The 22,691-nt window shown below is 64.2% G+C and carries 22 protein-coding genes; 9 read left to right on the forward strand and 13 right to left on the reverse strand.

All coding sequences use genetic code 11. The features are described from left to right. Positions 1-7: 7 nt before the first annotated feature. The 3 genes from ABI213_RS20960 to galK are packed head-to-tail and all read left to right on the forward strand — an operon-like array spanning position 8 to position 4,373. Complete coding sequence (locus ABI213_RS20960) at positions 8-2,155, forward strand: alpha-galactosidase (protein ID WP_348028514.1); 2,148 nt, start codon at positions 8-10, stop codon at positions 2,153-2,155. Continuing rightward, positions 2,152-3,219, forward strand: a complete 1,068-nt coding sequence (locus ABI213_RS20965; RefSeq protein WP_348007281.1) for a UDP-glucose--hexose-1-phosphate uridylyltransferase — start codon at positions 2,152-2,154, stop codon at positions 3,217-3,219. Before ABI213_RS20960 ends, ABI213_RS20965 begins: the two co-directional genes overlap by 4 nt. After that, positions 3,216-4,373 (forward strand): galactokinase, encoded by a 1,158-nt coding sequence (galK, locus tag ABI213_RS20970; RefSeq protein ID WP_348028516.1) that lies wholly within the window; start codon positions 3,216-3,218, stop codon positions 4,371-4,373. Before ABI213_RS20965 ends, galK begins: the two co-directional genes overlap by 4 nt. A gap of 525 nt (positions 4,374-4,898) precedes the next feature. On the opposite strand, the gene ABI213_RS20975 is transcribed toward galK, so the two are convergent. The 3 genes from ABI213_RS20975 to ABI213_RS20985 form a co-directional block, all read right to left on the reverse strand. Beyond that, positions 4,899-5,096 carry a DUF2892 domain-containing protein gene (locus ABI213_RS20975; RefSeq protein WP_348007993.1) on the reverse strand — a complete coding sequence of 66 codons (198 nt, stop codon included), beginning with the start codon at positions 5,094-5,096 and terminating at the stop codon, positions 4,899-4,901. A gap of 1,217 nt (positions 5,097-6,313) precedes the next feature. Further along, positions 6,314-7,261, reverse strand: coding sequence for a 4-hydroxy-3-methylbut-2-enyl diphosphate reductase (gene ispH, locus ABI213_RS20980; RefSeq protein ID WP_348007994.1), 948 nt, complete (start codon positions 7,259-7,261; stop codon positions 6,314-6,316). Beyond that, positions 7,258-7,725 carry an FKBP-type peptidyl-prolyl cis-trans isomerase gene (locus ABI213_RS20985; RefSeq protein ID WP_348007995.1) on the reverse strand — a complete coding sequence of 156 codons (468 nt, stop codon included), beginning with the start codon at positions 7,723-7,725 and terminating at the stop codon, positions 7,258-7,260. Before ABI213_RS20985 ends, ispH begins: the two co-directional genes overlap by 4 nt. 42 nt (positions 7,726-7,767) lie before the next feature. Between ABI213_RS20985 and radC the strand changes: the two genes are divergently transcribed. After that, entirely contained in the window at positions 7,768-8,463 is a 696-nt protein-coding gene (gene radC / locus ABI213_RS20990; RefSeq protein ID WP_348007996.1) for a DNA repair protein RadC, read from the forward strand. Continuing rightward, positions 8,460-9,095, forward strand: coding sequence for a Smr/MutS family protein (locus ABI213_RS20995; protein ID WP_348007997.1), 636 nt, complete (start codon positions 8,460-8,462; stop codon positions 9,093-9,095). Before radC ends, ABI213_RS20995 begins: the two co-directional genes overlap by 4 nt. Before the next feature lie 76 nt (positions 9,096-9,171). Here the strand turns inward: ABI213_RS20995 and ABI213_RS21000 are convergent, their stop codons facing one another. The 6 genes from ABI213_RS21000 to ABI213_RS21025 all read right to left on the reverse strand — a co-directional run bounded on the left by ABI213_RS21000 (position 9,172) and on the right by ABI213_RS21025 (position 15,810). Next, on the reverse strand, positions 9,172-10,359 hold the full coding sequence (locus tag ABI213_RS21000; protein WP_348007998.1) for an oxidoreductase: 1,188 nt from the start codon (positions 10,357-10,359) through the stop codon (positions 9,172-9,174). Continuing rightward, positions 10,326-12,476, reverse strand: a complete 2,151-nt coding sequence (locus ABI213_RS21005; protein WP_348028518.1) for an EAL domain-containing protein — start codon at positions 12,474-12,476, stop codon at positions 10,326-10,328. Before ABI213_RS21005 ends, ABI213_RS21000 begins: the two co-directional genes overlap by 34 nt. 13 nt (positions 12,477-12,489) lie before the next feature. After that, positions 12,490-13,065, reverse strand: coding sequence for a hypothetical protein (locus ABI213_RS21010; protein WP_348008000.1), 576 nt, complete (start codon positions 13,063-13,065; stop codon positions 12,490-12,492). Positions 13,066-13,137: 72 nt separating this feature from the next. After that, the gene (locus ABI213_RS21015) at positions 13,138-14,307 is read right to left on the reverse strand and encodes a rhomboid family intramembrane serine protease (RefSeq protein WP_348014795.1); all 1,170 of its coding nucleotides are present in this window, start codon (positions 14,305-14,307) and stop codon (positions 13,138-13,140) included. A gap of 2 nt (positions 14,308-14,309) precedes the next feature. Further along, complete coding sequence (locus tag ABI213_RS21020) at positions 14,310-14,714, reverse strand: group II truncated hemoglobin (RefSeq protein WP_348008002.1); 405 nt, start codon at positions 14,712-14,714, stop codon at positions 14,310-14,312. Between the two features lie 349 nt (positions 14,715-15,063). Continuing rightward, positions 15,064-15,810, reverse strand: a complete 747-nt coding sequence (locus tag ABI213_RS21025; protein WP_348008003.1) for an NUDIX domain-containing protein — start codon at positions 15,808-15,810, stop codon at positions 15,064-15,066. A gap of 90 nt (positions 15,811-15,900) precedes the next feature. On the opposite strand from ABI213_RS21025, the gene pnuC reads away from it, so the two are divergent. From pnuC to ABI213_RS21040, 3 genes are all read left to right on the forward strand, one after another. Then, complete coding sequence (pnuC, locus tag ABI213_RS21030; protein WP_348008004.1) at positions 15,901-16,530, forward strand: nicotinamide riboside transporter PnuC; 630 nt, start codon at positions 15,901-15,903, stop codon at positions 16,528-16,530. Beyond that, on the forward strand, positions 16,527-17,639 hold the full coding sequence (locus tag ABI213_RS21035) for an AAA family ATPase (RefSeq protein ID WP_348008005.1): 1,113 nt from the start codon (positions 16,527-16,529) through the stop codon (positions 17,637-17,639). Before pnuC ends, ABI213_RS21035 begins: the two co-directional genes overlap by 4 nt. A gap of 211 nt (positions 17,640-17,850) precedes the next feature. Next, positions 17,851-19,032, forward strand: a complete 1,182-nt coding sequence (locus tag ABI213_RS21040; RefSeq protein ID WP_348028520.1) for an AI-2E family transporter — start codon at positions 17,851-17,853, stop codon at positions 19,030-19,032. Positions 19,033-19,139: 107 nt separating this feature from the next. On the opposite strand, the gene ABI213_RS21045 is transcribed toward ABI213_RS21040, so the two are convergent. The 3 genes from ABI213_RS21045 to ABI213_RS21055 form a co-directional block, all read right to left on the reverse strand. After that, the gene (locus ABI213_RS21045) at positions 19,140-20,063 is read right to left on the reverse strand and encodes a DUF2145 domain-containing protein (RefSeq protein WP_348028522.1); all 924 of its coding nucleotides are present in this window, start codon (positions 20,061-20,063) and stop codon (positions 19,140-19,142) included. Further along, entirely contained in the window at positions 20,060-20,524 is a 465-nt protein-coding gene (locus tag ABI213_RS21050; protein WP_348008008.1) for a hypothetical protein, read from the reverse strand. The genes ABI213_RS21045 and ABI213_RS21050 overlap by 4 nt, the downstream gene beginning before the upstream one ends. 134 nt (positions 20,525-20,658) lie before the next feature. Beyond that, positions 20,659-21,321 carry a DUF3313 domain-containing protein gene (locus ABI213_RS21055; RefSeq protein WP_348028524.1) on the reverse strand — a complete coding sequence of 221 codons (663 nt, stop codon included), beginning with the start codon at positions 21,319-21,321 and terminating at the stop codon, positions 20,659-20,661. 190 nt (positions 21,322-21,511) lie between these two features. On the opposite strand from ABI213_RS21055, the gene ABI213_RS21060 reads away from it, so the two are divergent. Further along, positions 21,512-22,129: a TetR/AcrR family transcriptional regulator gene (locus ABI213_RS21060; RefSeq protein ID WP_348028526.1), complete on the forward strand. Its 618-nt coding sequence runs from the start codon at positions 21,512-21,514 to the stop codon at positions 22,127-22,129. A gap of 87 nt (positions 22,130-22,216) precedes the next feature. Here the strand turns inward: ABI213_RS21060 and ABI213_RS21065 are convergent. Beyond that, on the reverse strand, positions 22,217-22,691 hold a 475-nt coding region (locus tag ABI213_RS21065; RefSeq protein WP_348028528.1), incomplete at its 5' end, for an FtsX-like permease family protein.

Here is a 22,691-nt window from a genome sequence, read left to right on the forward strand (position 1 = left end):
TTAACCCATGACCGTTGAATTCCTCACCCTGCACAGCCGCCACAGCACACTGGTCCTCGAATGCCCCGCCCAGGAAGCGCCCTTGTGGCGCTACTGGGGGCCGCGCCTGCCCAACCACAGCACACCCGGTACCGACCTGCGCGGCACCCGCCCGCTGCCGTCGTTCATGCTCGACCTCGACCAACCGCTGACGGTAGTACCCACCTTCGGCGTGGGCTGGTTCGGCCAAAGCGCCTTGTTGGCACACCGGGCCGGGCTGGACTTCGCCCAGGCCATCACCCAGTGCGAGGTGGAATGGACCACGCCCGGCAGCGCCGTAGTGCTGCACCTGACCGATGCCATAGCGCAGCTGCGCTTTGAAGTGTCGCTGGCGCTGGATGTGGATACCGACGTGCTCACCCTGCAGACCTGCCTGACCAACCTCGGCGACAAAGAACTCGACGTGCAATGGCTGGCCGCAGGCACCCTGCCCTTGCCCGGCGATGCGGCCACCGTGCGCTCGTACGCGGGCCAGCACAACCACGAATTTCTGCTGCAAACCGACACCCTGGGCCGCAGCCAGTGGCGGCGCGAAAACCGCCGTGGCCGCACCTCGCACGACTGCTTTCCCGGCGCGGTGGTCACCACGCCCGGCAGCACCGAGCACAGCGGCCTGGTCTTCGGTGCGCACCTGGCCTGGTCGGGCAACCACCAGCAAACCATCGAATGGCTGCACGACGGCCAGTACCAGTGGCAAATGGGCGAATGGCTGGCCCCGGGCGAAGGCCGCCTGGCCCCGGGGAACAGCCTGCACACGCCCGAAATCATCGCCACCTGCTCCACCCAAGGCCTGAACGGCCTGGCCGCCAACTTCCACGCCGCGCTGCGCGCGCGCATGGCCTGGCCCGGTGGCCAGATGCGCCCGCGCCCGGTGCACCTCAACACCTGGGAGGCCTTCTATATGGACCTGGTGCCGGGGGACGTGATGGCCCTGGCCGATGCCGCCGCCAAAGTGGGCGTGGAGCGTTTTGTGCTGGACGACGGCTGGTTCAAAAACCGCCACCACGACCGCGCAGGCCTAGGCGACTGGTGGCCGGATGCCGTTAAGTTTCCCCAGGGCCTGGGCCCGCTAGTGCACCACGTCAACGCATTGGGGATGGAATTCGGCCTGTGGGTCGAGCCCGAAATGGTGAATCCCGACAGTGATTTGTTCCGCAACCACCCCGGCTGGGCGCTGCAAATCGCCGGTCGCCCGCTCATCACCGCCCGCAACCAGCTGGTGCTGGACATCTCGCGCCCCGAGGCAGCCGACTACCTGTTTGGCAAGATCGACGCGCTGCTGGCCGCCCACCCCATCCGCTACCTCAAGTGGGACCACAACCGCGACCTGACCACCGCCGCGCTGGCCGGTGGCCTGGGTGGCGCAGCCTACCGCGCCCAGGTACACGCGGTGTACGCCCTGCTGGCACGGCTGCGCGCGGCCCACCCTGAGGTCGAAATTGAGAGCTGCTCCGGCGGCGGCGGCCGTATCGACTTTGGCGTGCTGCGCTACACCCACCGGGTGTGGACCAGCGACTGCATCGACGCGATGTCGCGGGTACAGATACAGCATGGTTTCGGACAGTTCTTCCCACCGGAAATTTTGGGCTCGCACATTGGCACCGCCCCCGCCCACACCACCGGCCGCAGCCAGTCGCTGGCCTTCCGCGCCGCCGTGGCTATGACCGGACATCTGGGCGTGGAGCTGGATGTGCGGCATCTAGACGAATCGACCTCTAGCGCACTTTCCACCTGGATAGCATGCTATAAAAAGTATAGAGACCAGATCCACCATGGCCGCGTCTGGCGTGGCGAGGCCGCCGACGGCCTGGTCTGGCAGGCGCATGGGGATGCAGACGACCTGCTGCTCTTCGTCTACCGCTGCCAGCCCACCAACCACCGCTACACCCCGCCGCTGCGCCTGCCCATGCTGGACACCAGCGCGCGCTACCAGGTCGAACAAGTGGTGGCCATCGCAGGCGAAGGCGCGGTGCAGTCCCCTGCCCCGTTCTTTACCACCTTGCAAAACGGCGGCGTGGCGCTGGACGGCGCATGGCTGGCCCAGGCCGGGCTGCCCCTGCCACGCGCCACGGCGGAGACCTGCTTCATCGTGCGTTTGCAGATAATCCGCACATGACCAACGATCTTTTTGATGTTTCTGAACACTCGCACCGCCGCTTCAACCCACTGACCGGCCAGTGGGTGCTGGTGTCACCCCATCGCTCAAAAAGGCCGTGGCAGGGCCAGCAGGAACAGCCGGACACGGCCGATAGACCTGCGCACGATGCCCATTGCTTTTTGTGCGCGGGCAACCTGCGCGTCACCGGCGAGCGCAACCCGGCCTACACCGGCACCTTCGTTTTCACCAACGACTTTGCCGCCATGATGCCCAGCGCACCCGACGCACCACCCGTGTCCGACCCGCTGTTCCAGGCCCGTACCGCACGCGGCACCAGCCGGGTGATCTGCTTCTCACCCGACCACGGCAAAACCCTGCCCGAGCTGCCGCTGACCGCTATTCAAGCGGTCATCACCACCTGGTGCGCCCAAAGCGCCGAGCTGGGCGCGACCTACCCCTGGGTACAGGTGTTTGAGAACAAGGGCGCGCTGATGGGCTGCTCCAATCCGCACCCGCACGGCCAAATTTGGGCCACCGACTTCGTACCCAACGAACCCGCCGCCGAAGACCTGCGCCAGCGCGCCTGGCACGCCGAACGCGGCAGCCCCCTGCTGCTGGACCTGGCCGCGCGCGAAGCGGCAGACGGCAGCCGGGTGGTGGTGCAAACCGCGCACTGGCTGGCCATCGTGCCGTTTTGGGCCACCTGGCCGTTTGAAACCCTGCTGCTGCCGCGCTTTGCCGTGCAGCAACTGCCCCAGCTCCAAAAGGCCCAGTTCGCCGCTGAACGCGAAGACCTGGCCCTGGCCATCAAGCAGCTCACCTCGCGCTACGACAACCTGTTCCAGTGCTCGTTTCCGTATTCCATGGGTTGGCACGGTGCGCCGTTTGACGACAAAGACGCTGCGCCCTGGCAGCTCCACGCCCACTTCTACCCGCCGCTGCTGCGCTCGGCCAGCGTGCGCAAGTTCATGGTCGGCTTTGAAATGCTGGCCGAAGCCCAACGCGACCTGACCCCCGAACAAGCCGCCGCCCAGCTGCGCGCCGTCCCCGACGTGCACTACCGCGAGGCCGCATCTGTATGACCACCACCCTGCAACAGCGCATCGACACCGCTTTCGTCCAGCACTTTGGCCACACCCCCAGCCTGCACGTGCGCGCGCCGGGTCGGGTCAACCTGATTGGCGAGCACACCGACTACAACGACGGCTTTGTGCTGCCCTGTGCCATCGACTTTGAAACCCGCATCGCCATTGGCCCGCGCAGCGACCGCCAAGTGCGCGTATGCGCCTGCGACTACGGCGACGCGCTGGACCAGTTCGACCTGGATGCCCCCATCACCGCGCGCCCCGACGCGCAATGGACCAACTATGTGCGCGGCGTGGTGAAAGTGCTGCGCGCGCGGGGTCTGCATTTGGGTGGCATGGACATGGCGATTGCGGGCAATGTGCCGCAAGGCGCGGGTTTGTCGTCCTCGGCCTCGCTGGAAGTCGCCGTGGGCCAGGCGTTTAAAGCGCTACACAATTTAGAGCATCTCACGCAGGCAGATATTGCGCTGATCGCCCAAAAGGCGGAGAACAGCTTTGTGGGTGTGAACTGCGGCATCATGGACCAGCTGATCTCTGCCAGCGGCCAAGCCGACCACGCCCTGCTCATCGACTGCCGCAGCCTGGCCACCCAGGCCGTGCCGGTCCCTGCCGGGCTGGCGGTGATGATCGTGCACTCCCACGTGCAGCGCGGCCTGGTCGGCAGCGAATACAACACCCGCCGCCAGCAGTGCGAAGCCGCCGCCGCCCATTACGGAGTCAAAGCCCTGCGCGACATCGACGTGGCCCGCCTGGAGCGCGATGCCGCCGGGCTAGCCCCCGTGGTGCTGCGCCGCGCCCGCCACATCGTCACCGAGAACCAGCGCACCCTGGATGCCGCCCAGGCCCTGGCCGATGGCGATCTGCTGCGCCTAGGCCAGCTGATGGCCGCCTCGCACGACTCCATGCGCGACGACTTTGCAATCACCGTGCCGCCCATCGACCACCTGGTCGCCATCCTGCAAGCGTCCATCGGCCCCCAGGGCGGTGCCCGCATGACCGGCGGCGGCTTCGGCGGCTGCTGCGTCGCCCTGCTCCCCGAAGCCGCCGTCCCCGCAGCCCGCGCCGCCGTAGCCGCCCAGTACCGCGCCCCCAACGGCGATGCCGCCACGGTGTACGTGTGCCATGCGTCGGCGGGGGTGGGGTTGGTGTGATTTACAGGGGTTGGAGCCAATGGGGTCGGATCACGATTGCGCGCTGAAAAGCCTGTTGCCGTGCCGCTGCTAACCCGCATTCGTGCTCCGACCCCTTTGGCGGGTTGGCACTGACTGCGGTTAGGGCGTCCATCGGCATCGTCGGCCGGGCTGTGCCCCCGGCAGGGCAGTTACTTTTCTTTGTGTGGCCAAAGAAACGTAACCAAAAGAAAGGCCACCCCCACTACCTGCGCCCTTCGCTATCGCTGCGGGAACCTGCGGTGCTCGCGGCATGCGGGGTCTGGCTAAACTCGGCTGCGCCTCAAACAACGCCAGCCCTTTTCCGCCTGCCACTGCGCTCCTCGGCGCATCTAGAGGGGGACCCCGGGAGCGGGATCGGCCCGGCTGCGCCGGGCATCGCGCCGGTCGCGATCTGGTGGTGCAGTGGCGGTTGCCGCATCCGAACCGATGCTTCTGTTTTGATAGTAAAAAATAAGAGCACCCTGCGCAGGTACTACCTGCGCTGCCAGCCTATTTGGTAATAAGCTACTGCTTGGCCTTCACCGCACAGGTATTCCACCCAAACAGTGCATAAGGCGGGCACCAGCCCACGAACCCTGTTGCCAGCGGCAGCAAGCCCAGCCAGCCCCAAGCGCCCACCGTACCCGTAGCCGCCAGGGCCACCAGCACAGCGCCAGCCGCGATGCGAAGAATGCGGTCGATGCCGCCAACATTGGATTGCATGGTTGTTCCTTGAAAGCTGTAGATCCCCCATTGAACGCCCGTTGCAGCAGAAAAACCCTGACGCAGATCAAGCTCCGGCGTTGCTGCGCAAGGCTTTAGGGTTGGATGAGGGAGTCGCTCTCAAATTAGTAGCTGGTTGCGCAGGTACTACCTGCACTAGCGGGTGATTTGGCTTGAACTTTTGGATGAGGCACGTACGCAAGCTCCCCGATCAGGAGTTCCCCCCGACGAGGAACGGACAGCCAACCCTAGCCCGGCAAGCCGGGCTCGCGCCCTAGGCGCGATGTGGCGCACAGCGCCACCGATCCCGATCCCCGGGGTCCCCCTCTGTATGCGCCGAGGAGCACAGCTTTGGGCGGATCAGGGCTGGCGTTGTCTGAGCGAAGCGAGTTTAGCCAGACCCCGCCCAAAGCGCGCACCGCAGGTTTCCGTAGCGAAAGCGGAGGACGCAGACAGTGGGGGTGGCCTTTTCTTTGGTGACTTTCTTTTGGCCACGCAAAAGAAAGTTACTGCGCCGCCGGGCGCACATCCCGGCCAGGGATGATGGCGGCACGAAACCCAATCAAAATTTCGAGCCAAACAACCCACTTGCCCATATTTCACCTTGGTAGACAGCTATCAAAATTACAACATCCGTGTCTACATTCAGCGGAAAAAAACGATCGACAACCAACTACAAGCGATATCGTCCAACTATATTCATGGCAGTTTGCACGTCCTCCCATGGGCTTTTTATGACCACCAACCGAACCACTGCTTTGATAAAAAAGCCGATGTGCAAACAGATTTACCGTGACTCCCTCTTACCAAGTCAATCGCCTATACACGCCAAAAACAACAGCAGAGGTAGCTTGAAATGAACCGATGGAACATCCCAGCGTGGCTGGAAAAAGAGGTTTTGATAAGGGACACGGCTTGCGTCTACTGCAGAGCCGACTTTTCCCAGGCAGGCCCAGCGCGCGGCACGAGGCCATCATGGGAACACATAGTTAATGACGCGAAGATCATTACCCGCCACAACATCGCTCGGTGCTGCATGTCATGTAACGCAAGCAAAGGGGCCAAGGATTTGCGTGTCTGGCTGACCTCAAACTACTGCAGGCGCAAAGGCATATCAGAAAACTCTATTGCTCCAGTAATACAAGAAGCTATCTCTAATTCTTGCTCTCCTTGAAGACGCCCCACACGCCAATTCCCACCACAAAAACCTGGCCCGTCTACCCCTGCGCATCCATCCGCAGCCCCTTAGGCAGCGGAAACTTCACCGTCTCCTCAATCCCCTCCATCTTGCGCACCGACACCGCACCCAGCGCGCGGATGCGGTCGATCACCTGCTGCACCAGGACCTCGGGGGCCGAGGCACCGGCAGTCAAACCCACGCGGGACTTGCCTTCGAACCAAGCCGGGTTCAACTCTTCGGCACTGTCCACCATGTAGGCTTCCGTGCCCAGCTTTTCGGCCAGCTCGCGCAGGCGGTTGCTGTTGGAACTGGTGGGGCTGCCAACCACGATCACGATGTCCACCTGCGGGCTCATGATCTTGATGGCGTCTTGGCGGTTTTGCGTGGCGTAGCAAATGTCCTGCATTTTGGGTGCGCGAATCAGCGGGAAACGGGCTTTGACGGCGCTCAGAATCTCGGCGGCATCGTCTACGCTCAGCGTGGTTTGGGTCACCACCGCCAGTTTTTCGGTCTGTAGCGGCTGCGCGTGGGCCACGTCGGCCACGTCTTCCACCAGGTGGATGCCGCTCTCGAGCTGGCCCATGGTGCCTTCGACCTCGGGGTGGCCCTTGTGGCCGATCATGATGAACTCGTAGCCCTCTTTGTGCAGCTTGGCCACCTCGACGTGCACCTTGGTGACCAGCGGGCAGGTGGCATCAAAGATCTGGAAACCGCGCGCCCGCGCCTCTTGCTGCACCGCCTGGCTCACGCCGTGGGCCGAGAACACCAGGGTCGCGCCGGGCGGCACGTCGTCCAGCTCTTCAATGAAGATGGCCCCGCGCGATTTCAGGTCGTTCACCACGTAGGTGTTGTGCACGATCTCGTGGCGCACGTAGATGGGGCGGCCAAACTTGGCCAGCGCCTTTTCGACGATCTCAATCGCCCGGTCCACGCCCGCACAAAAGCCGCGTGGCTCGGCGAGGATGATTTCTTGCGGGGCGTTCATAAAACACCGATCAGTTGCACTTCAAACGTCACCGGCTGGCCGGCCAGCGGGTGGTTGAAGTCGAACAAGACGGCGTCGGCGCTGTCACCATTGCCTACCTGCTGCACCGCACCCGCGTAGCTGCCCAGGCCGTCGGGCGTGGGGAACTGCACCACATCGCCCACGTGGTACTGCTCCAGCGGGTCGCCCATCTGGTTGAGCAGCTTGCGGGCCACCCACTGCTGCATCTCGGGCTGGCGCTCGCCAAAGGCCTCCCCGGCGGGGATGTCGAACGCAGTGCGCGTGCCCTCGGGCAGGCCCAGCAGGCGCTGCTCGACGGCGGGCGAGAGCTGGCCGGTGCCCAGCGACAGGGTAGCGGGCTTGTCGTTGAAGGTGTTGATGATGTCGCCCGTGGGGCCGCCCAGGCGGTAGTGCAGGGTTAAAAACGAACCGGCTTGGACAATGGGGGGAGAGGTAGAGGGCATAGGGAGTCTCGGTAAACTGGGCTCTATTGTAAAAGTGCCCCCATGCCTCTCAAAGATTTACCCCCCGATGCCCGTCCGCGCGAAAAGCTTTTGGCGCGCGGGCCTGCCGCTTTAAGCGATGTGGAGCTGCTGGCGATCCTGCTGCGCACCGGCATCGCGGGCAAGGGCGTGCTGCAAATGGCGCATGAGCTGCTGCAGATCACCCGCCCGGATACCGATGGCTTTGGCGGCATTGCCGGACTGCTGAACGCCACCGCCGACGACCTGAAGCGCGTCAAGGGCCTGGGCCCGGCCAAGCGGGCCGAAATCATCGCGGTGCTGGAGCTGGCCCGCCGCGCCATGGCCCAGCGGCTGCAAGATCGGCCTGCCTTTAGCGACCCGGCGGAGCTTAAACACTATCTGCAGCTACATTTGGCGGCCAAAGGGCACGAAGTATTTGCCGTGCTGTTTCTGGACGTGCAAAACCGCCTCTTGGCGCTGGAAGAGCTGTTCCGCGGCACGCTGACGCAGACCAGCGTCTACCCGCGCGAAGTGGTGCTGCGCGCCCTGCACCACCAGGCCGCCAGCGTGGTGCTGGCGCACAACCACCCCAGCGGCTCGGTGCAGCCCTCGCGTGCCGACGAGGTGCTGACGCACACCCTGAAAGCCGCGCTGGCCCTGGTGGACGTGCGGGTGCTGGACCACATCATCGTGGCACCGGGCGAAGCGCTGTCGATGGCCGAGAAGGGGCTGGTATGAAGATCACCTCCCTGCAAGACCTGAAAAAGATCCAGAAAACCATCGCCGATGCGGCGGCCCTCCAAGCCGCCCACCAGGCGGCTGAGCTGGAGAAAAAGCGCCGCCTGGCAGCCCAGCAGAACCTGTTTGTGGCCGCCGCTGGCGCCGTGCACCGCTTGCCCGACAAGCGCCAGGCGCTGCTGAAAAAGAAGCCGCCCGAACCCGTGGCCACACAACTGCAACTGGACGAGCAGGCGGTGTTGGTCGAAGCCATCAGCGACGGCTTTGATGCCAGCAGCCTGCTGGAAACCGACGATTCGCTCAGCTACCGCCGCCCCGGCATCGGCATAGACGTGCTGCAGCGCCTGCGCAAGGGCGAATGGGCCATACAGCGCCAGCTGGACCTGCACGGCCTACGCAGCGATGCAGCCCGCGATGCCCTCAGCGGCTTCATCCGCGATGCGCACAAGCACGGCATCCGCTGCGTGCGCGTGGTGCACGGCAAGGGTTTGAGTTCACCCGGCAAAACCCCGGTGCTCAAGGGCAAAGTGCGCAACTGGCTGGTGCAAAAGAACGAGGTGCTGGCCTTTGTGCAGGCCCGGCCCATGGAAGGCGGCGCGGGCGCGCTGGTGGTACTTTTACAGCCAGGCTAGAGATTTATAGAAAATAGGCCTCTGGCGAAGACTCCACCTGCGCGGGCAGCTATTAAAAGCAGAGCACACTTAAGTTTTAGCCTACATCCCCGGTCGCCACCCAGTTCCCTTGCGCCGCACTCTGCGTGCCCCGCTCCAGCAAGGCCATCACTTGTCGCACCTGCTGTGGTGGCACGGGAGCGGCATCGGACTGGCCCAGCAGGTAGTCGCGTACCCCGGCGTAGTACTGCAGGTAATTGCCCGCCGTGTCGGGGGTGGCGGTGGTGACCGGTTGGCCGTCGATCTGGCGCACCAACTGGCCGGGCAGCGGGTCGGCACCCCAGTCGCCCAACGCGCTAAGTTGCGGGCGGGCTCCGGCTTTAAGGGTGTCTTCTTGCGTGTCCAGGCCAAATTTGGTGAAAGATCCGCCCGTGCCGTGCAGCACAAAGCGCGGCCCGCTGGCGGTGACGCAGGAGCTGGCGTGCAGCACCACGCGCAGGCCGGGGTGGCGGGTGGGGTAGCGTAGTTGGGCGTGGAAGTAGTCGTTGGTTTGGGTGTTTTCGCGCTGGCGGGCCAGGTCCAGGAACAGGTCATCGGGCACGCCGAAAAGCTGTACGGCCTGGTCGACCAGGTGCGCGCCCAGGTCCATCCACAGGTCGGAGCCGGGAATGTCTTGCTCGCGCCACTTGCCAGGCACTACATGGCGGAAGCGGTCAAAGTGCGATTCAAAGTGGGTGATGCGCCCCAGCTGCCCGCTGGCCAGCACCTGCTGCAGCAGGAAAAAGTCACCGTCAAACCGCCGGTTTTGATAGACGGTGAGCAGGCGATTCTGCTGCGCAGCCACGGCCAGCAAATCTTCGGTCTCGGCCAGGGTCACGGTGCAGGGTTTGTCTACCACCACGTGCTTGCCCGCCAGCAGCGCGGCACGGGCCAGGGCATGGTGGCTAGTGTTGCTGGTGGCGATGACGACCAGGTCGATGGCCGGGTCGGCAAACGCGGCTTCGGGGGTGGGCACCACCCGTACCTCTGGCCAGTCGGCGTGCACGGCATCGGGTTTGCTGGAGCAGATGCAGGCCAGTTCCAGGCCCGGCACCCCGGCGATCAGGGGTGCATGGAAAACGCGGCCCGCCAGGCCGTAGCCAATGACGGCGACGCGGATGGGGGCGGTGAGCGGGGTCAAAGCAATGTGTGTCATGGTCTCTTGGTGGTGATGGATGCCGTCTTTGCCCGCCAGCGTACACCAGCGCAGCGTCAGTTGGGCGCTGTCGGGGTGGCCGTGTGCCACGCGTCCAGGTAGGCCGGTATCTGGTCGGCGGGCATGGCCGGGCTGTACAGCCAGCCCTGGAAGAAGTCGCAACCCAGGGCTTGCAACAGGTCGCGTTGGGCGGTGGTTTCCACAAATTCGGCCACCACGTGCACGCCCTGGGAATGGCCCAGACGGCAGACGCAGCGGATGATGTCCTGGTCCACCGGGTTGTGCAACACGTTGCGGGTCAGCACACCGTCGAGCTTGATGGCATAGACCTTGAAGCGGTGCATGTACAGCAGCGAGGTGCAGCCCATGCCGAAGTCGTCCATCGACAAAGACAAGCCCATGGCCTGCAGCTCGGCCAGGGTTTTATCGGCCTGGGCGGTGTTGGTAAGGGTGCGGCCTTCGGTGATTTCAATGTCCAGGTCTTTGCTGTGGATACCGTGGGTACGCAGGGCATCGCGCACGGTCTGCACCCAGGTGGTGGAGTGCAACTGCACAGGCGACATGTTGACCGACACCGTGAAGCCGCTGTAGCCTGCTTTTTGCCACGCAGCCAGGTCTTCGCACGCGCGCTGTACCACCCAGGTACCGATGTGGTGGATCAGCTCGCATTCTTCGGCCACGTTGATGAGGGCGGCGGTGGGAATCGGGCCGTGGGTGGCGTGGGTCCAGCGCAGCAGCGCCTCCACGCCCACCACCCGGCCCTGGGCGTCATGCTGGGGCTGGTAGGCCAGCGTGACGCGGGACGAGCCGAGGTCGGCCTGGAAATCACGCACCAGGCAGCGGGCGACTTCGCCCACCGAGTCCGCGCGGTCCAGGGTGTCGGCATGGGCCTCGAACTCGGTCGACATCAGCACCTCCAGCGCCGACTTGAAATAGCCCCGGTTACGCTGTATGCGCCGCGTCTCCAGCTGGCGCACAAACGGGGCGTACACCAAGGTGCTGCTGAGCAAACACAGGGCCTGCACGGCCACGCCGCTCCAGCCCCCGGTCATCACATAACCCGAGATAAACACCGGCACGGACCAGATCACCCGCAGGCCATCCAACGGCATGCCCAACAGGGTGTGCGCGCAGGTGGCGATCAGGCAACTGAGCAAGGGCGCGGCAATGAATGGCAGCAACAAGGTCCGGCTGAGCACCAGCGGAATACCGAACAACAGCAGCTCGTTCATGTTCAGCATGGCAGGCAGCACCGAATACCAGGCCAAGCGCCGCAAAGAAGGGTCTTTGCCCTGGGTGATGCAGTAGATGATGAGACCCCAGGTGGCCCCTGCCCCGCCGGTGTGCACAAACGCGTTCAAAAACGCCGGCGAAATCAGGTGGCTCGAATACAGCACATCCGCCGATGCCACCAGGCCGGACGCACTGGACACCGCGTACAAATACTGCCCGCCGTTGATGCCCACCATCCACAGCAACTGGTTGAGCAGCACCATGCCGAAATTAAGCACATCCCCACCGGGCTGTTGCCGCAAAAACCCTTGCCACAGCCGACCCAGCAACGGTCCCAACACCCCGTCGAACAAGGCCTGCCACAGGCCGTGGGCCAGCCATAGCGCCAGCAGCGTCAATGCAGCGGTGCCGGTCATGTGCAGGGCGTTTTGCAGCGAAATACCGCCATCGACCCCGCCCATCCGGGTGTGCTTGGGCAGCCAGCGGCCCAGCAGGCGCATCAACTCGGCGACCGCCACACCGACCAGGATGCTCTGGAGCGCGCTGGCATAGCCCAGCACCTGGAAGTCAAACGGTTGCCGCAACACCACCAGCAAAAATGCGCTGGCCGCCACCGCTGCCACGGCAATGGTGGAGCGCTCGACCCGCCGGTCATGGGCCTGGCTCAGGGCGGTGGTGCGCGCTGCAATCACCATCGCAGCCATCAACCCCATCAGGCCCAAGGTGGCATCAAAAATCCGCAGGGTCGAGGCCTGCCAGCCCGGGCCCCAGTGCGTGGTCATCCACTGCACATAGGGGGAATAGGGGATCAGCGCCACGGTGTTGGCCATCACCCCGAACACGGTGAGCGGTAACAGCGCCACATAGGCTTCGCGGATCGCCTGCAGCCACAACTGCAAGCGCTGCTGCAGAGACTGCGTCCACACCGCCATGCGGGCCGGGCCAGTGCGCGGGGTCACAGCAATGGGTGCCAAGTCTCGGGGTTGCTTATTTGGCCATCGGGGCATAACCCAGGCGCGCACCCGACAGCAGCCCCCCTTGGGTCGAATACACCACCGGACAATTGGCCACGATGCGGGTGGCGGTGATGGTGACATCGCCGCGGTCGGCGGCATCCAGCAAGGCATCTTCCGAGCGCAGATCACGCCGCGCCCGGCCTGGCTGCCAGGCCACGGCGTACAGCTGCCACAGCGGGGAATAGGCGGTGTCGGCATTGGCGTAACCCGTGGGTTTGGGCATGGAGGGCAGCACATTGCGCTGGCTGCCGTCGGGGAACACATAAATCCGCGCCAGCACCGACGCTGTAGGCGCAGCGCCCGGGCCCTTGCCGAGGGCATTCGCCAGCAGCGGCACAAAGTTCATGTCCTTGGCCTGGGCCATGGCGGCATCCGAGCTATCGGTGCTGATGTACTGCACCAGCGTGTTTTCGAACCAGGCCGTGACCAGGGGCAAGGTCACCTCGGTGGCGATGCCCGGACCGGCCTTACCAGGCGGTAGTGCGCCGCAACCCGCCAGCAACGACAAGGCCAGCAGCACACCACAAGAATAGACGCGAAGGGACATAAAGACTTTCTGGATACATCAACACACATGTCCAGCGTACACCACCGGCCTGCCGTATTGTGTGGCAGCCGATCAGCGCTGGCGCCGACCCTGTGCCGCCAGCAAGGCCAGGCGCTGGGTCGATGCCTGTATGGCTGCCTGCAGCGCCGCCATGCGGGCCGGATCGGCAGCCTGCGGTTGGCTGCTGCCCGGCGGGGTCACCGATGCCATGCCCTGCAGCTCGGCCATCCACCCCGCCTGCAGCCTAACCTCTTGCAACAACCCATTGCGCGGGTCGCCGGGCGGCAGCCGCACAACAGCCAGTTCGGCCTGCACCTGGCGAAACGCCGGGGCATGCACGCTGCGGCTGCGTTCGTCCTCTTGCTGCGGGCTGAGTTTGCCCGCCCGCAGCAGTTGCGATTCTTGGCCCAGCCGCAGCATGGCCATGTTGAAGCTGCGCATGGCCTGCTCAAAAGCCGCAACCGCATACTTGTGCTGAAAATCCACCGCCGCCGGAGGGGCCAGGGCGGTCAGCCCCACCACCAGCGCGCCCACCGCCGCCACGGCCCACACCGCCCGCCCCCGCACCTGGGGCTGTGCCTTCATCAGCTCGGGCCGCACCGGCAGGATGCAGCCTATCAGCGCCCCGGCCAGCAGCCCGCCCACGTGGGCAGCGTTGTCCACCCCGGTCTGCAAGAAGCCCTGCGCCAGCGAATACACCACAAAAAACCCAATCCCCCGCAGCATCTGCTTGCCGAACAGCCGGGGCATGGTGTCGCGGTGCCGCAGCACCGCCACCAGTACCACCCCGGCCAGCCCAAACACCGCGCCCGAAGCCCCCACAGACACGGTCTTTTGGGCCGAAAAATGCAGACTGAGGGCACTGGCGGCCAATGCCGACCCCAGATAAATACCCAAAAACACCCGGTGCCCGTAGATGCGCTCGGCGGTTTGGCCAATCGCCCACAAACCCAGCATGTTCATCACCAAATGCACGATGCCGCTGTGCACAAACGTGGCGGTTAACAGCCGCCACACCTGGCCACGCTGCACCTCGGACGCGGCATTGCCACCCCAGTCCAGCAGCAACTCGGCCGGTGGATGGAACGGGTCCACTCCCCGCGCCACCATCCACGCCCACACAGCTGCATTGAGCGCAATCAAGCCATAGCTCACCCAGGTGCGGGGCGCGAGATCGTGCAGCCAGTCCTGGAACAGGTGCTCTTCGGCAACGGCGGGCGGTAGGGGCTGTGGCGTAAGCACCGTCACACGCCCTGGTTGCGCATCCAGTCGGCGGTTTGGAAAAAGCTGTCGCGCAACCGGGCGCGCAGGGTGGCATCCACGCCCGTTTCGCCCATCGCCTGGTCCATGCAGGCCAGCCACTGGTCGCGCTCCAAGATGCCGATCTTGAACCCCATGTGCCGGGCGCGCAGGCGCGGGTGGCCAAACTGCTCGGTGTAGTACTGCGGCCCGCCCAGCCAACCGCACAGGAACCAGAATAGGCGCTGGCGGGCGTTCTCCAGCTCGGGACCATGGGCGGCGCGCAGCGCGTCATAGCCCGGCTCCAGGTCCATCAGGTCGTAAAACCGGTCCACCAGCGCCCGCACCGGCGCTTCGCCGCCGATCCATTCAAACGGGGTGGCGGCCGGGGCTTTCTCTTCGATCTGCATAAAGGGGTGTCAAAATTTATAAAAAATACGGCTCTGGTGCAGGTAGTACCTGCACGAGAAGCTATTAAAAACAGAGCATTCAAGCGAAATGAACTTACAGGCTTGCAGTGTACGGTTGGCCAGATTGTTTAATAAAAACTATTGCTTGTATTTATTCGATTGCCTGTACATATGAAGCAGCTTTTAATAGCATCGGGTCTTCTCTCCAGCCCACCGAAAGGAAGACCCCATGCGTACATTCAAAACGACAGCAGGCCTATTGATCAACAGCACCGGCCTGGTGATTGTGTTGTCCCACCTGGCCCAGTGGCACGCGGGCTGAAAACTGCCTTGTGCCGCTTCATGCGCCCTAGCCCGTGGCCGGGTCGGCTCCGTTGGCCGAAAAAGGCCTGGGAAACAGCGTGGCCTGGCTGCGGTCGCGCAGCCGGTAGCCCACGGCAGGCCGCCCCTGCGCGCCGGGCAAGACACCCGCCTCCTCCATAAACTGGCCGTCCAGCATGCGTTTGCGAAACGCGCTTTTGTCGATAGACCGCGCCAGCACCACCTCAAAAGTGCGCTGCAGTGCGGGCAGGGTAAAAGGCTCGTCCAGCAAAAACGCGGGCAAAGAGGTGTATTCCACCTTGCTGCGCAGCCGCGCCAGGGCGGTGGCCAGCAGCAGGTGGTGGTCAAAGGCCAGGGGGGTGTCCAGTGCCGCATCCACACCAAGCCACTGCGCCGCACCGGCATTTCCACCCGTTTCCAGCTGCACCGCCGCGGCGGGTATCAGCGCGTAAAAACAATGCGTGGCCGACCAGCCCCGCGGGTCGCGGGTGGCGCTGCCCCAACTGCCCAACTGCTCCAGGTAGGGCGTGGCAACACCGGTTTTTTCACGCAGTTTGCGCAACGCGCAGTCCAGCAGCGTGGCATCGTGGTGTACATCCACAAACCCACCGGGTAGCGCCCAGTGGTGGGCAAACGGCTCGTCCGCCACATCCGCCGAACTTGGGCGGCGCACCAGCAGCACCTGCAAGGCATCGCCAAGCACCGTGAAAATCACTACGTCCACAGTCACCAGGGGCCGGGGGAAATCAGGGGGATGGGGTGGATGTGGGGACATGGTGCCTAGCGCTCAAAATATTTAGTTGCACTATACGACTTTGTTTGTTGTACAGTACAACTTACTTATTTACCGGCACCCACACTACCTATGGACCTGCTCGCCCCCCTCACCCAACCCCTGTTGACCGTCGCCAACATGCCCATGTCGTTGGGCGACCTGCTGGGCTTTGCCACGGGCGTGTTGTGCGTGTGGTTGACGGCACGGGCGCATATCTGGAACTTCCCCGTGGGCATCCTTAGCAGCACGGTGCTGGGCCTGGTGTTTTTGCAGCAGCGGCTGTTTGCCGACGCGGCCTTGCAAATCGTGTTCATCGTGCTGTCGGCCCAGGGCTGGGTGCAGTGGCTGCAGCCCCAAAAAGCGCAGGACAAGGCGGCCTTTGTCGGCACCAGCCTGCGCGAACAAGTTTTGCTGCTGGCCGTGGCGGCGGTCACCACGCTGCTGCTGTGGCAGATTTTGCTATGGCTCAAAGGCGCGGCCCCGCCCATCGACGCGCTGCTCACCGCCCTGAGCCTGTGCGCCCAGTGGCAGCTGAACCGGCGGCAAACCTCCAGCTGGGCCTGGTGGATTGCCGTGGATGTCGTGTCCATCCCTCTGTACTGGAGCCGTGGCCTGCCGCTGATCTCGGGCCTGTCGCTGGTGTTTTTGCTGATCTGCCTGCGCGGCTGGTGGAACTGGCGGACGCCGGCCCCCAGCCAAATGGTGGGGGCCACCGCATGAGCCGGGTGGACTACCGGCACGGGCTGGTGATCGGCAAGTTCTACCCGCCGCACCTCGGCCACATCTACCTCATTCGCACGGCGGCGGCGCATTGCCAGCAGGTGACGGTGGGGGTGCTGGGTTCCAGCGTGGAGTCGATCTCCATCGCCCAGCGCGTGGCCTGGCTGCGCGAAACCTTTGCCGATGCGCCGCAGGTGCGCATCGTTGGCGCGCTGGACGATGTGCCCATCGACTACACCAGCCCTGCCATCTGGGCCGCCCACGTAGCCGTGATGCGCGAGGCGGTGCAAGAGGCCCAACGCACATTTGGTCCCGCCCCCGCCGTCGATGCCGTGTTTACCTCCGAGCATTACGGCCAGGAGCTGGCACGCCAGTTCGGATGCGCCCATGTGTGCCTGGACCAGAGCCGCGCCCTCTTCCCGGTCTCCGGCACCGCCGTGCGCGCCGACCCGGTGGCGCAGTGGCACATGCTGCCGCCGGCGGTACAGGCCGGGCTGGCCGTGCGCGTGGTGGTGCTGGGCGCGGAATCTACCGGCACCACCACCTTGTCGCAAGACCTGGCCGCCGCCCTGCGCCAGCGCGGCGGCGTGTGGGCGCGCACCGCCTGGGTGGCCGAATACGGGCGCGAGTACAGCCACAACCTGCTGGCCCTGGCGCGGGCCCACAAGCCGGCGGCGGGCGTGGCCGATATCGCCTGGCAATCCAGCGACTTTCGCGCCGTGGCGGCCGAGCAATGCCGCCGGGAAGACCACGCCGCGCGGCACGGCAGCCCGGTGCTGGTGTGCGATACCGACGCCTTCGCCACCCGCCTGTGGCACGAACGCTACCAGGGCGGCCCCAGCGCCGATGTCGCCACCATCGCCCAGGCCATGCCGCCGCGCAGCCTCTACCTGCTGACCAGCGACGCGGGCGTGGCATTTGAAGACGACGGCCTGCGCGACGGTGCCCACCTGCGCAGCTGGATGACCGGGCGCTTTCGCAGCCTGCTGGGCGCACAGGCCGTGCCCTGGGTGGAACTCAGCGGCTCCCCTGCCGAGCGTTGCCGCCATGCGCTGGAGCGGGTGGATGCCTGCATGGCCCAAGCCTGGCCATTTGCCGCGCCGCTGTAATTTATAAAAAATCAGCCTCCAGCGCAGACAGCACCTGCGGCGGCGGCTACCAAATAAATAGCGCATCAATGTTTTGCGGGCCGGTCGGCAACGCAGGCCACGCGGGTATGGGGACGCAATACCCTGCCATTCCATCGCGGCGTCTGCCTTACCATGCCCCGCACCCCGTGGCGACCTGGCCACACGACCTACGCACCCCAAGGAATCGGCAATGACGCAACCCACCACCCTGCCCCCAGACCCCAGCGGCTCAGAAACCGCCCCCTCCGGGGTGCCAGACCGGGAGCGCCGCGTGGTGCTGCACATGCCGGTGAATGTGCGCAGCTTTTCTCTGGGGCTGTTGGCCCTGCTGGCCAGCCTCTACACCTTGCACTGGGCCGGGGCGGTGTTTATCCCGGTGCTGGTGGGCATTTTGTCCAGCTACGCCTTGTCGCCGGTGGTGGACTGGTTCCACACACGCAGGGTGCCGCGCGCCGTGACTGCGGCGGTGCTGCTGATGGGCATCCTCGGCGGCGTGGGCGCGCTGGGGTATTCGCTCAGCGATGACGCCAGCAAGCTGGTCGAGCAGCTTCCCGCCGCCACGCAAAAGCTGCGCAGCGCCCTGCGTGCCCTGCCCGGCGCGAAACGCAACACCCTGACTACCGTGCAGCAAGCGGCATCGCACCTGGAGCAGGCGGCCGAGGAGGCCGGTCGCGCCGTGCCCACCGGCCCGGGCGTGCAGCGGGTGCAGATCGTCAAGCCGCGCTTTGACATCCGCGACTACCTGTGGAACGGCAGCCTGGGCATCGTGGGCATGCTGGGGCAGTTGGGCACCGTGACCCTGATCACCTTTTTCCTGATGGCATCGGGCGACAGCTTCCGGCGCAAGCTGGTGAAACTGACCGGCCCCACGCTCAGCCGCAAAAAGATCACCTTGCAGGCGCTGAACCAGATCAACGACCAGATCCAGCGCTACATGCTGCTGCAGCTGTTTACCAGCGCCTTGGTGGGTGCGGTGACCTGGCTGTACTTCTTGGCGATGGGCCTGGACCACGCGGCAGTGTGGGGCGTGGCCGCAGGCGTGCTGAACCTGGTGCCCTACCTGGGCAGCGTGGTGGTTGCGGCGGGGTCGGCCATGGTGGCCTTTTTGCAATTCGGCACCCTGGACATGGTGCTGCTGGTGAGCGGCGGCTCTATGGTGATCCACGCCATCATCGGCTTTTTACTCACCCCCTGGCTCACCAGCCGCGCCAACCAAATGAACCCCGTGGCGGTGTTTGTCGGCATGCTGGCCTGGGGCTGGCTTTGGGGTTTGTGGGGCCTGCTGCTGGGCGTGCCCATCATGGTGGCAGTCAAGGCGGTGTGCGACCGCGTGGACGACCTCAAACCGGTGGGGGAATTTCTTGGGAACTAGGCTGAGGAATTTATAAAAAATAGGCCTCTAGCGCATACAGCACCTGCGCCAGAAGCTACAAAAACTAGAGCACAGCAGCATATGCCAGTTTTCGTCAGCAGCCCCTACTAGTCCAGCGACACCACCTCATCTCCTGGGCCGGCACGGCAGCCGTCGGCAATCGGTGTCCATCCGCGGTGTACCACCACTTGCTGGCCGTCGTGGCAGAGTTCTATGCGCTCACTTCCGGGCAACTGCGCCTGCACGAAGGCCTCAATGGTCGATGGCAGGCTGATCTTCAGCCGCATCGCAAAGGCATCGTCCTGGGGGTGGTCGTCCAGATGCAGCAAGGGCACAAAATTCGCGGCGAACATCAGCGCATGGGAATCCACGTTTACAGGCTGCGGCGCGTAGGGTGCCTGGCGCAACCATTGCTGCGCGCGGCTGCGCAGATCGTCGCCGTCGGCCAAGTTGCCCAGGGCTGCGGCCAGCAGCTCCACCAGCCATTGGTTGCAGTTTTGGTAGCGCAGGCTGTAGGCATAGGCATTGGCGCTGTAATCCTTGGCCAGCAAATGCAGCGCCAGCGAGCTGTCTTGTGACGCGCGCTGCAAGGCCTGGGCGGCCTCGGCGGGCAGGCGCACGATGGAGATGTAGCCCAGCGACGGGTCGTCAATACCCATCGCAAAGCCTGCCAAGCCCTGGTCGTAGATCCGTGGGCGGCGTTCGTCACAGGCGTAGTACAGCTGGCGGGCCGACCAGTCGCCGGTGCTGCTGCGCCACGCCACGGCCGCATGCGAGTAACGGATATGAAAGCGCGAAAGGTCCAGGCCCGAGCGGCTGATCAACACCGCATCGCCTTCGCTGGCACCCAGCACCTTGCGTACCACCGCCGAAAAACCCAGCAAGCGGTCTTGTTGGTGCGCCGTCAGGGGCTGCTGGCGGTCGCAAAAACGTGAAGATGCCGGTACACCGCTGGCACCCGATCCGGCCTGTGCGGCACCCGCCGCGACGATGGCCGCCAACCCAAACCCCCAGGCTGCGCGGATGTTCACAAGCTCAAAGGCCGCGCGGCAAGTTCACCGTACCAGTCGTCAGCGATCACCAGGTAGAAGGCTTCGCGCGTGTCGCCGCGCGAAAATTCGTAGCCGTACACACGGCGCTGGGTGTGCACCGTGTCGCCACGGTCCAGGCGCTGCTTGGCCAACACCGCACGGGGCAGGTCGAGTTCGATGCGCTGCTGCCCATCGCCCTGCAGGGCGACGCGGACGAAATCGGCGCGTTCAGGGGCATCGGCGATGTCGATGATGTGGTAGTCGCCATCGGCGACCTTGTCGTTGCCGGTCGAGCTTTTGCTGGAGCCGTGCAGAGAGTCCGAGACACTGCCGCTAGACGCCGAACCGGCACTGGATGCCGACGACGCAAAGCTGTCGGCATAGGCACTGAACGTGACGCCGAACGTAGCGCTGAGGGCCAAGACCACGCAGGTGCGGCGAACGGCTAGGGAGAATTTCATGGGGAACCCTTGTTTCTATGGATGGATGGCTTGAAAAATGTCGTTGCAACAGCGGCGAAGCCCAGGTTCCAGCAGCAAATTGATTGGCGACTGGCTGGGCGACTGGCTTGGCGTTGCACGCTGAAATTGTGGGCTCAGTTTAGTCGCGCCACCAGGTCGTCCGCCGCCTTGTCAATGCCGACCTTTGAAGCATCCAGGCGCCCCAGGGTGGCCTGGATGTTCCAGGCATTGGGAAATTGCTTTGCCACATAGGCCGTCAAGAGCCGATTGCTAGACACGTCGTAGATTTCCACCGCATAGCTCACGGATCCGGTGAGCAGGCCTTCTTCGTCCCGTGCCGCCTGCACCGCGTTGTAGGGCCCGCCCCCAATATCGAACCGCAAAAAGGTCGTCAAAAACCGGGTGTTCGATTTGGCGCCGGTCAGCGTCACCTTCACGCGGATGGTTTTGGACGCGGGCGCATTGATCACCCTCCATTTGGACTCTAGCGCTTTCTGAAAGCGCACTTCCATGTACTGCGCCAGGAGCTCTTTTTCTTCTGCCGAGACATCTTCAAACTGGCTGTCGTTGCCGTTGTAGATGGCGACCCCGTCCAGGATGAAATTGGAGTAATCGCCCCACCTCACCGGCGAAGCATATTGGTAGGGCACCCGGTCAGACTTCGCATCTTTGTTAAGGCGCAACTGCTGGGACGACGCAATACCCGCATACGGTACGGGCCGCGTGCTGGAGCAAGCCGTCACCAGCAAAAGTGCACCCACGGCCAGCAGCAGCGGTATTTTTTTCAACATTTTCATCATCTTCCTTGGTTAATCCATCCATAGAGGCACGCGATCCGAATACGGTTTGCGGTCTGGAAAACAGCGGTCTGCCAGCGCGTGGCTACATTTTTTCAAAACTAAACGAAACCGTACGGTACCACTATATCCCAAGATTTTTAAACGTCCACAAAAAAGTACACTTGGGTTTCGAAAAGGAAACAAACACATGAAAGTGCTGACCGAGGTGCGACGCGAGGCCATCGTGGAGGCAGCAAGCACGCTGTTCCAGGAATTTGGCTACGAGGGTGCGTCGATGAACGAACTGGCCACCCGGCTACGGGGCTCCAAAGCCACGCTGTACCGGTATTTCCCGTCCAAAGAGCTGTTGTTCGATGCCGTCGTCCGAGACTCATCTACCTCGCATTTGTCGAAGGCGGTCGCAGATTTGCAGGCCAGCGCCGATGGGGCGGTGCCACTCGCATCCCAGCTGTTGCAATTTGGCGAGACCATGCTGTGCGTGATGACCGACTCGGCGCGTGCGCTGGCGGTCTACCGCATGGTGGTGGCCGAGGCGGGCCGCTCGGAGGTGGGCGCGCTTTTCTACAAGGCGGGGCCGCGCGACTGCATCGTCGCCCTGGGTAGCGTGCTGAAAAAAGCCATGGAGCGCGGTGAACTCCGCAGCTTAAACCCAGAAATCATGGCCGGGCATTTTTTGGGCCTGGTGGCGGCCGAGGTGCAACCCCGGCTGTACCAACGCGATCCAGAAGCCTTGCCGATGCCACAGATACGCGCCATGGTGGAGCGCGCAATCGACATGTTTTTCCGGGGAGCGGCGGCGCGGTAAATCTGCAGCGGGCTTGCCATTTTTACCAGTCAAAATGGCATCCAGCGCAAGCAGAACCTGCGCTGGATGCTATTAAAAATATAACAACTACGCCGTAGCCCGGCGCAACGTTTCCACCACCGGGCGGCGCAGCACATCGCGCAGCCCCCACCAGCCTGCGGCCAGGGCCAGCAGCGCACCGGCGATGGCACCAAACAGCGGCACCCACAGCGAGCCGTGCCACTCAAATTCGAACACATAGCGGGTCAAGGCCCAGCCCACCGCCACGGCCACGATGCTGGCCAAAAAGCCCGCCAGCAAGCCCACGCCCGCCAGTTCGGCGCGCTGCACCTGGCGCAACAGGCTGCCGGGCGCGCCCAGGGCCCGCATGATGGCAAATTCGCGGGCGCGCTCCTCCCGGGTGGCGGTGATGGCAGCAAACAACACCACCAACCCGGCGGCCAGGGTGAAGCCAAACAAGAATTCCACCGCGCGTATCACCTGGTCCAGCACGCGCTGCAACTGGCCCAGGGTGCTGCTCAGGTCCACCGCCGTGATGTTGGGAAACTGGCGCACCAGCTGG

It is taken from the genome of Rhodoferax sp. (assembly GCF_039922535.1).
GTDB lineage: Bacteria > Pseudomonadota > Gammaproteobacteria > Burkholderiales > Burkholderiaceae_C > Rhodoferax_B.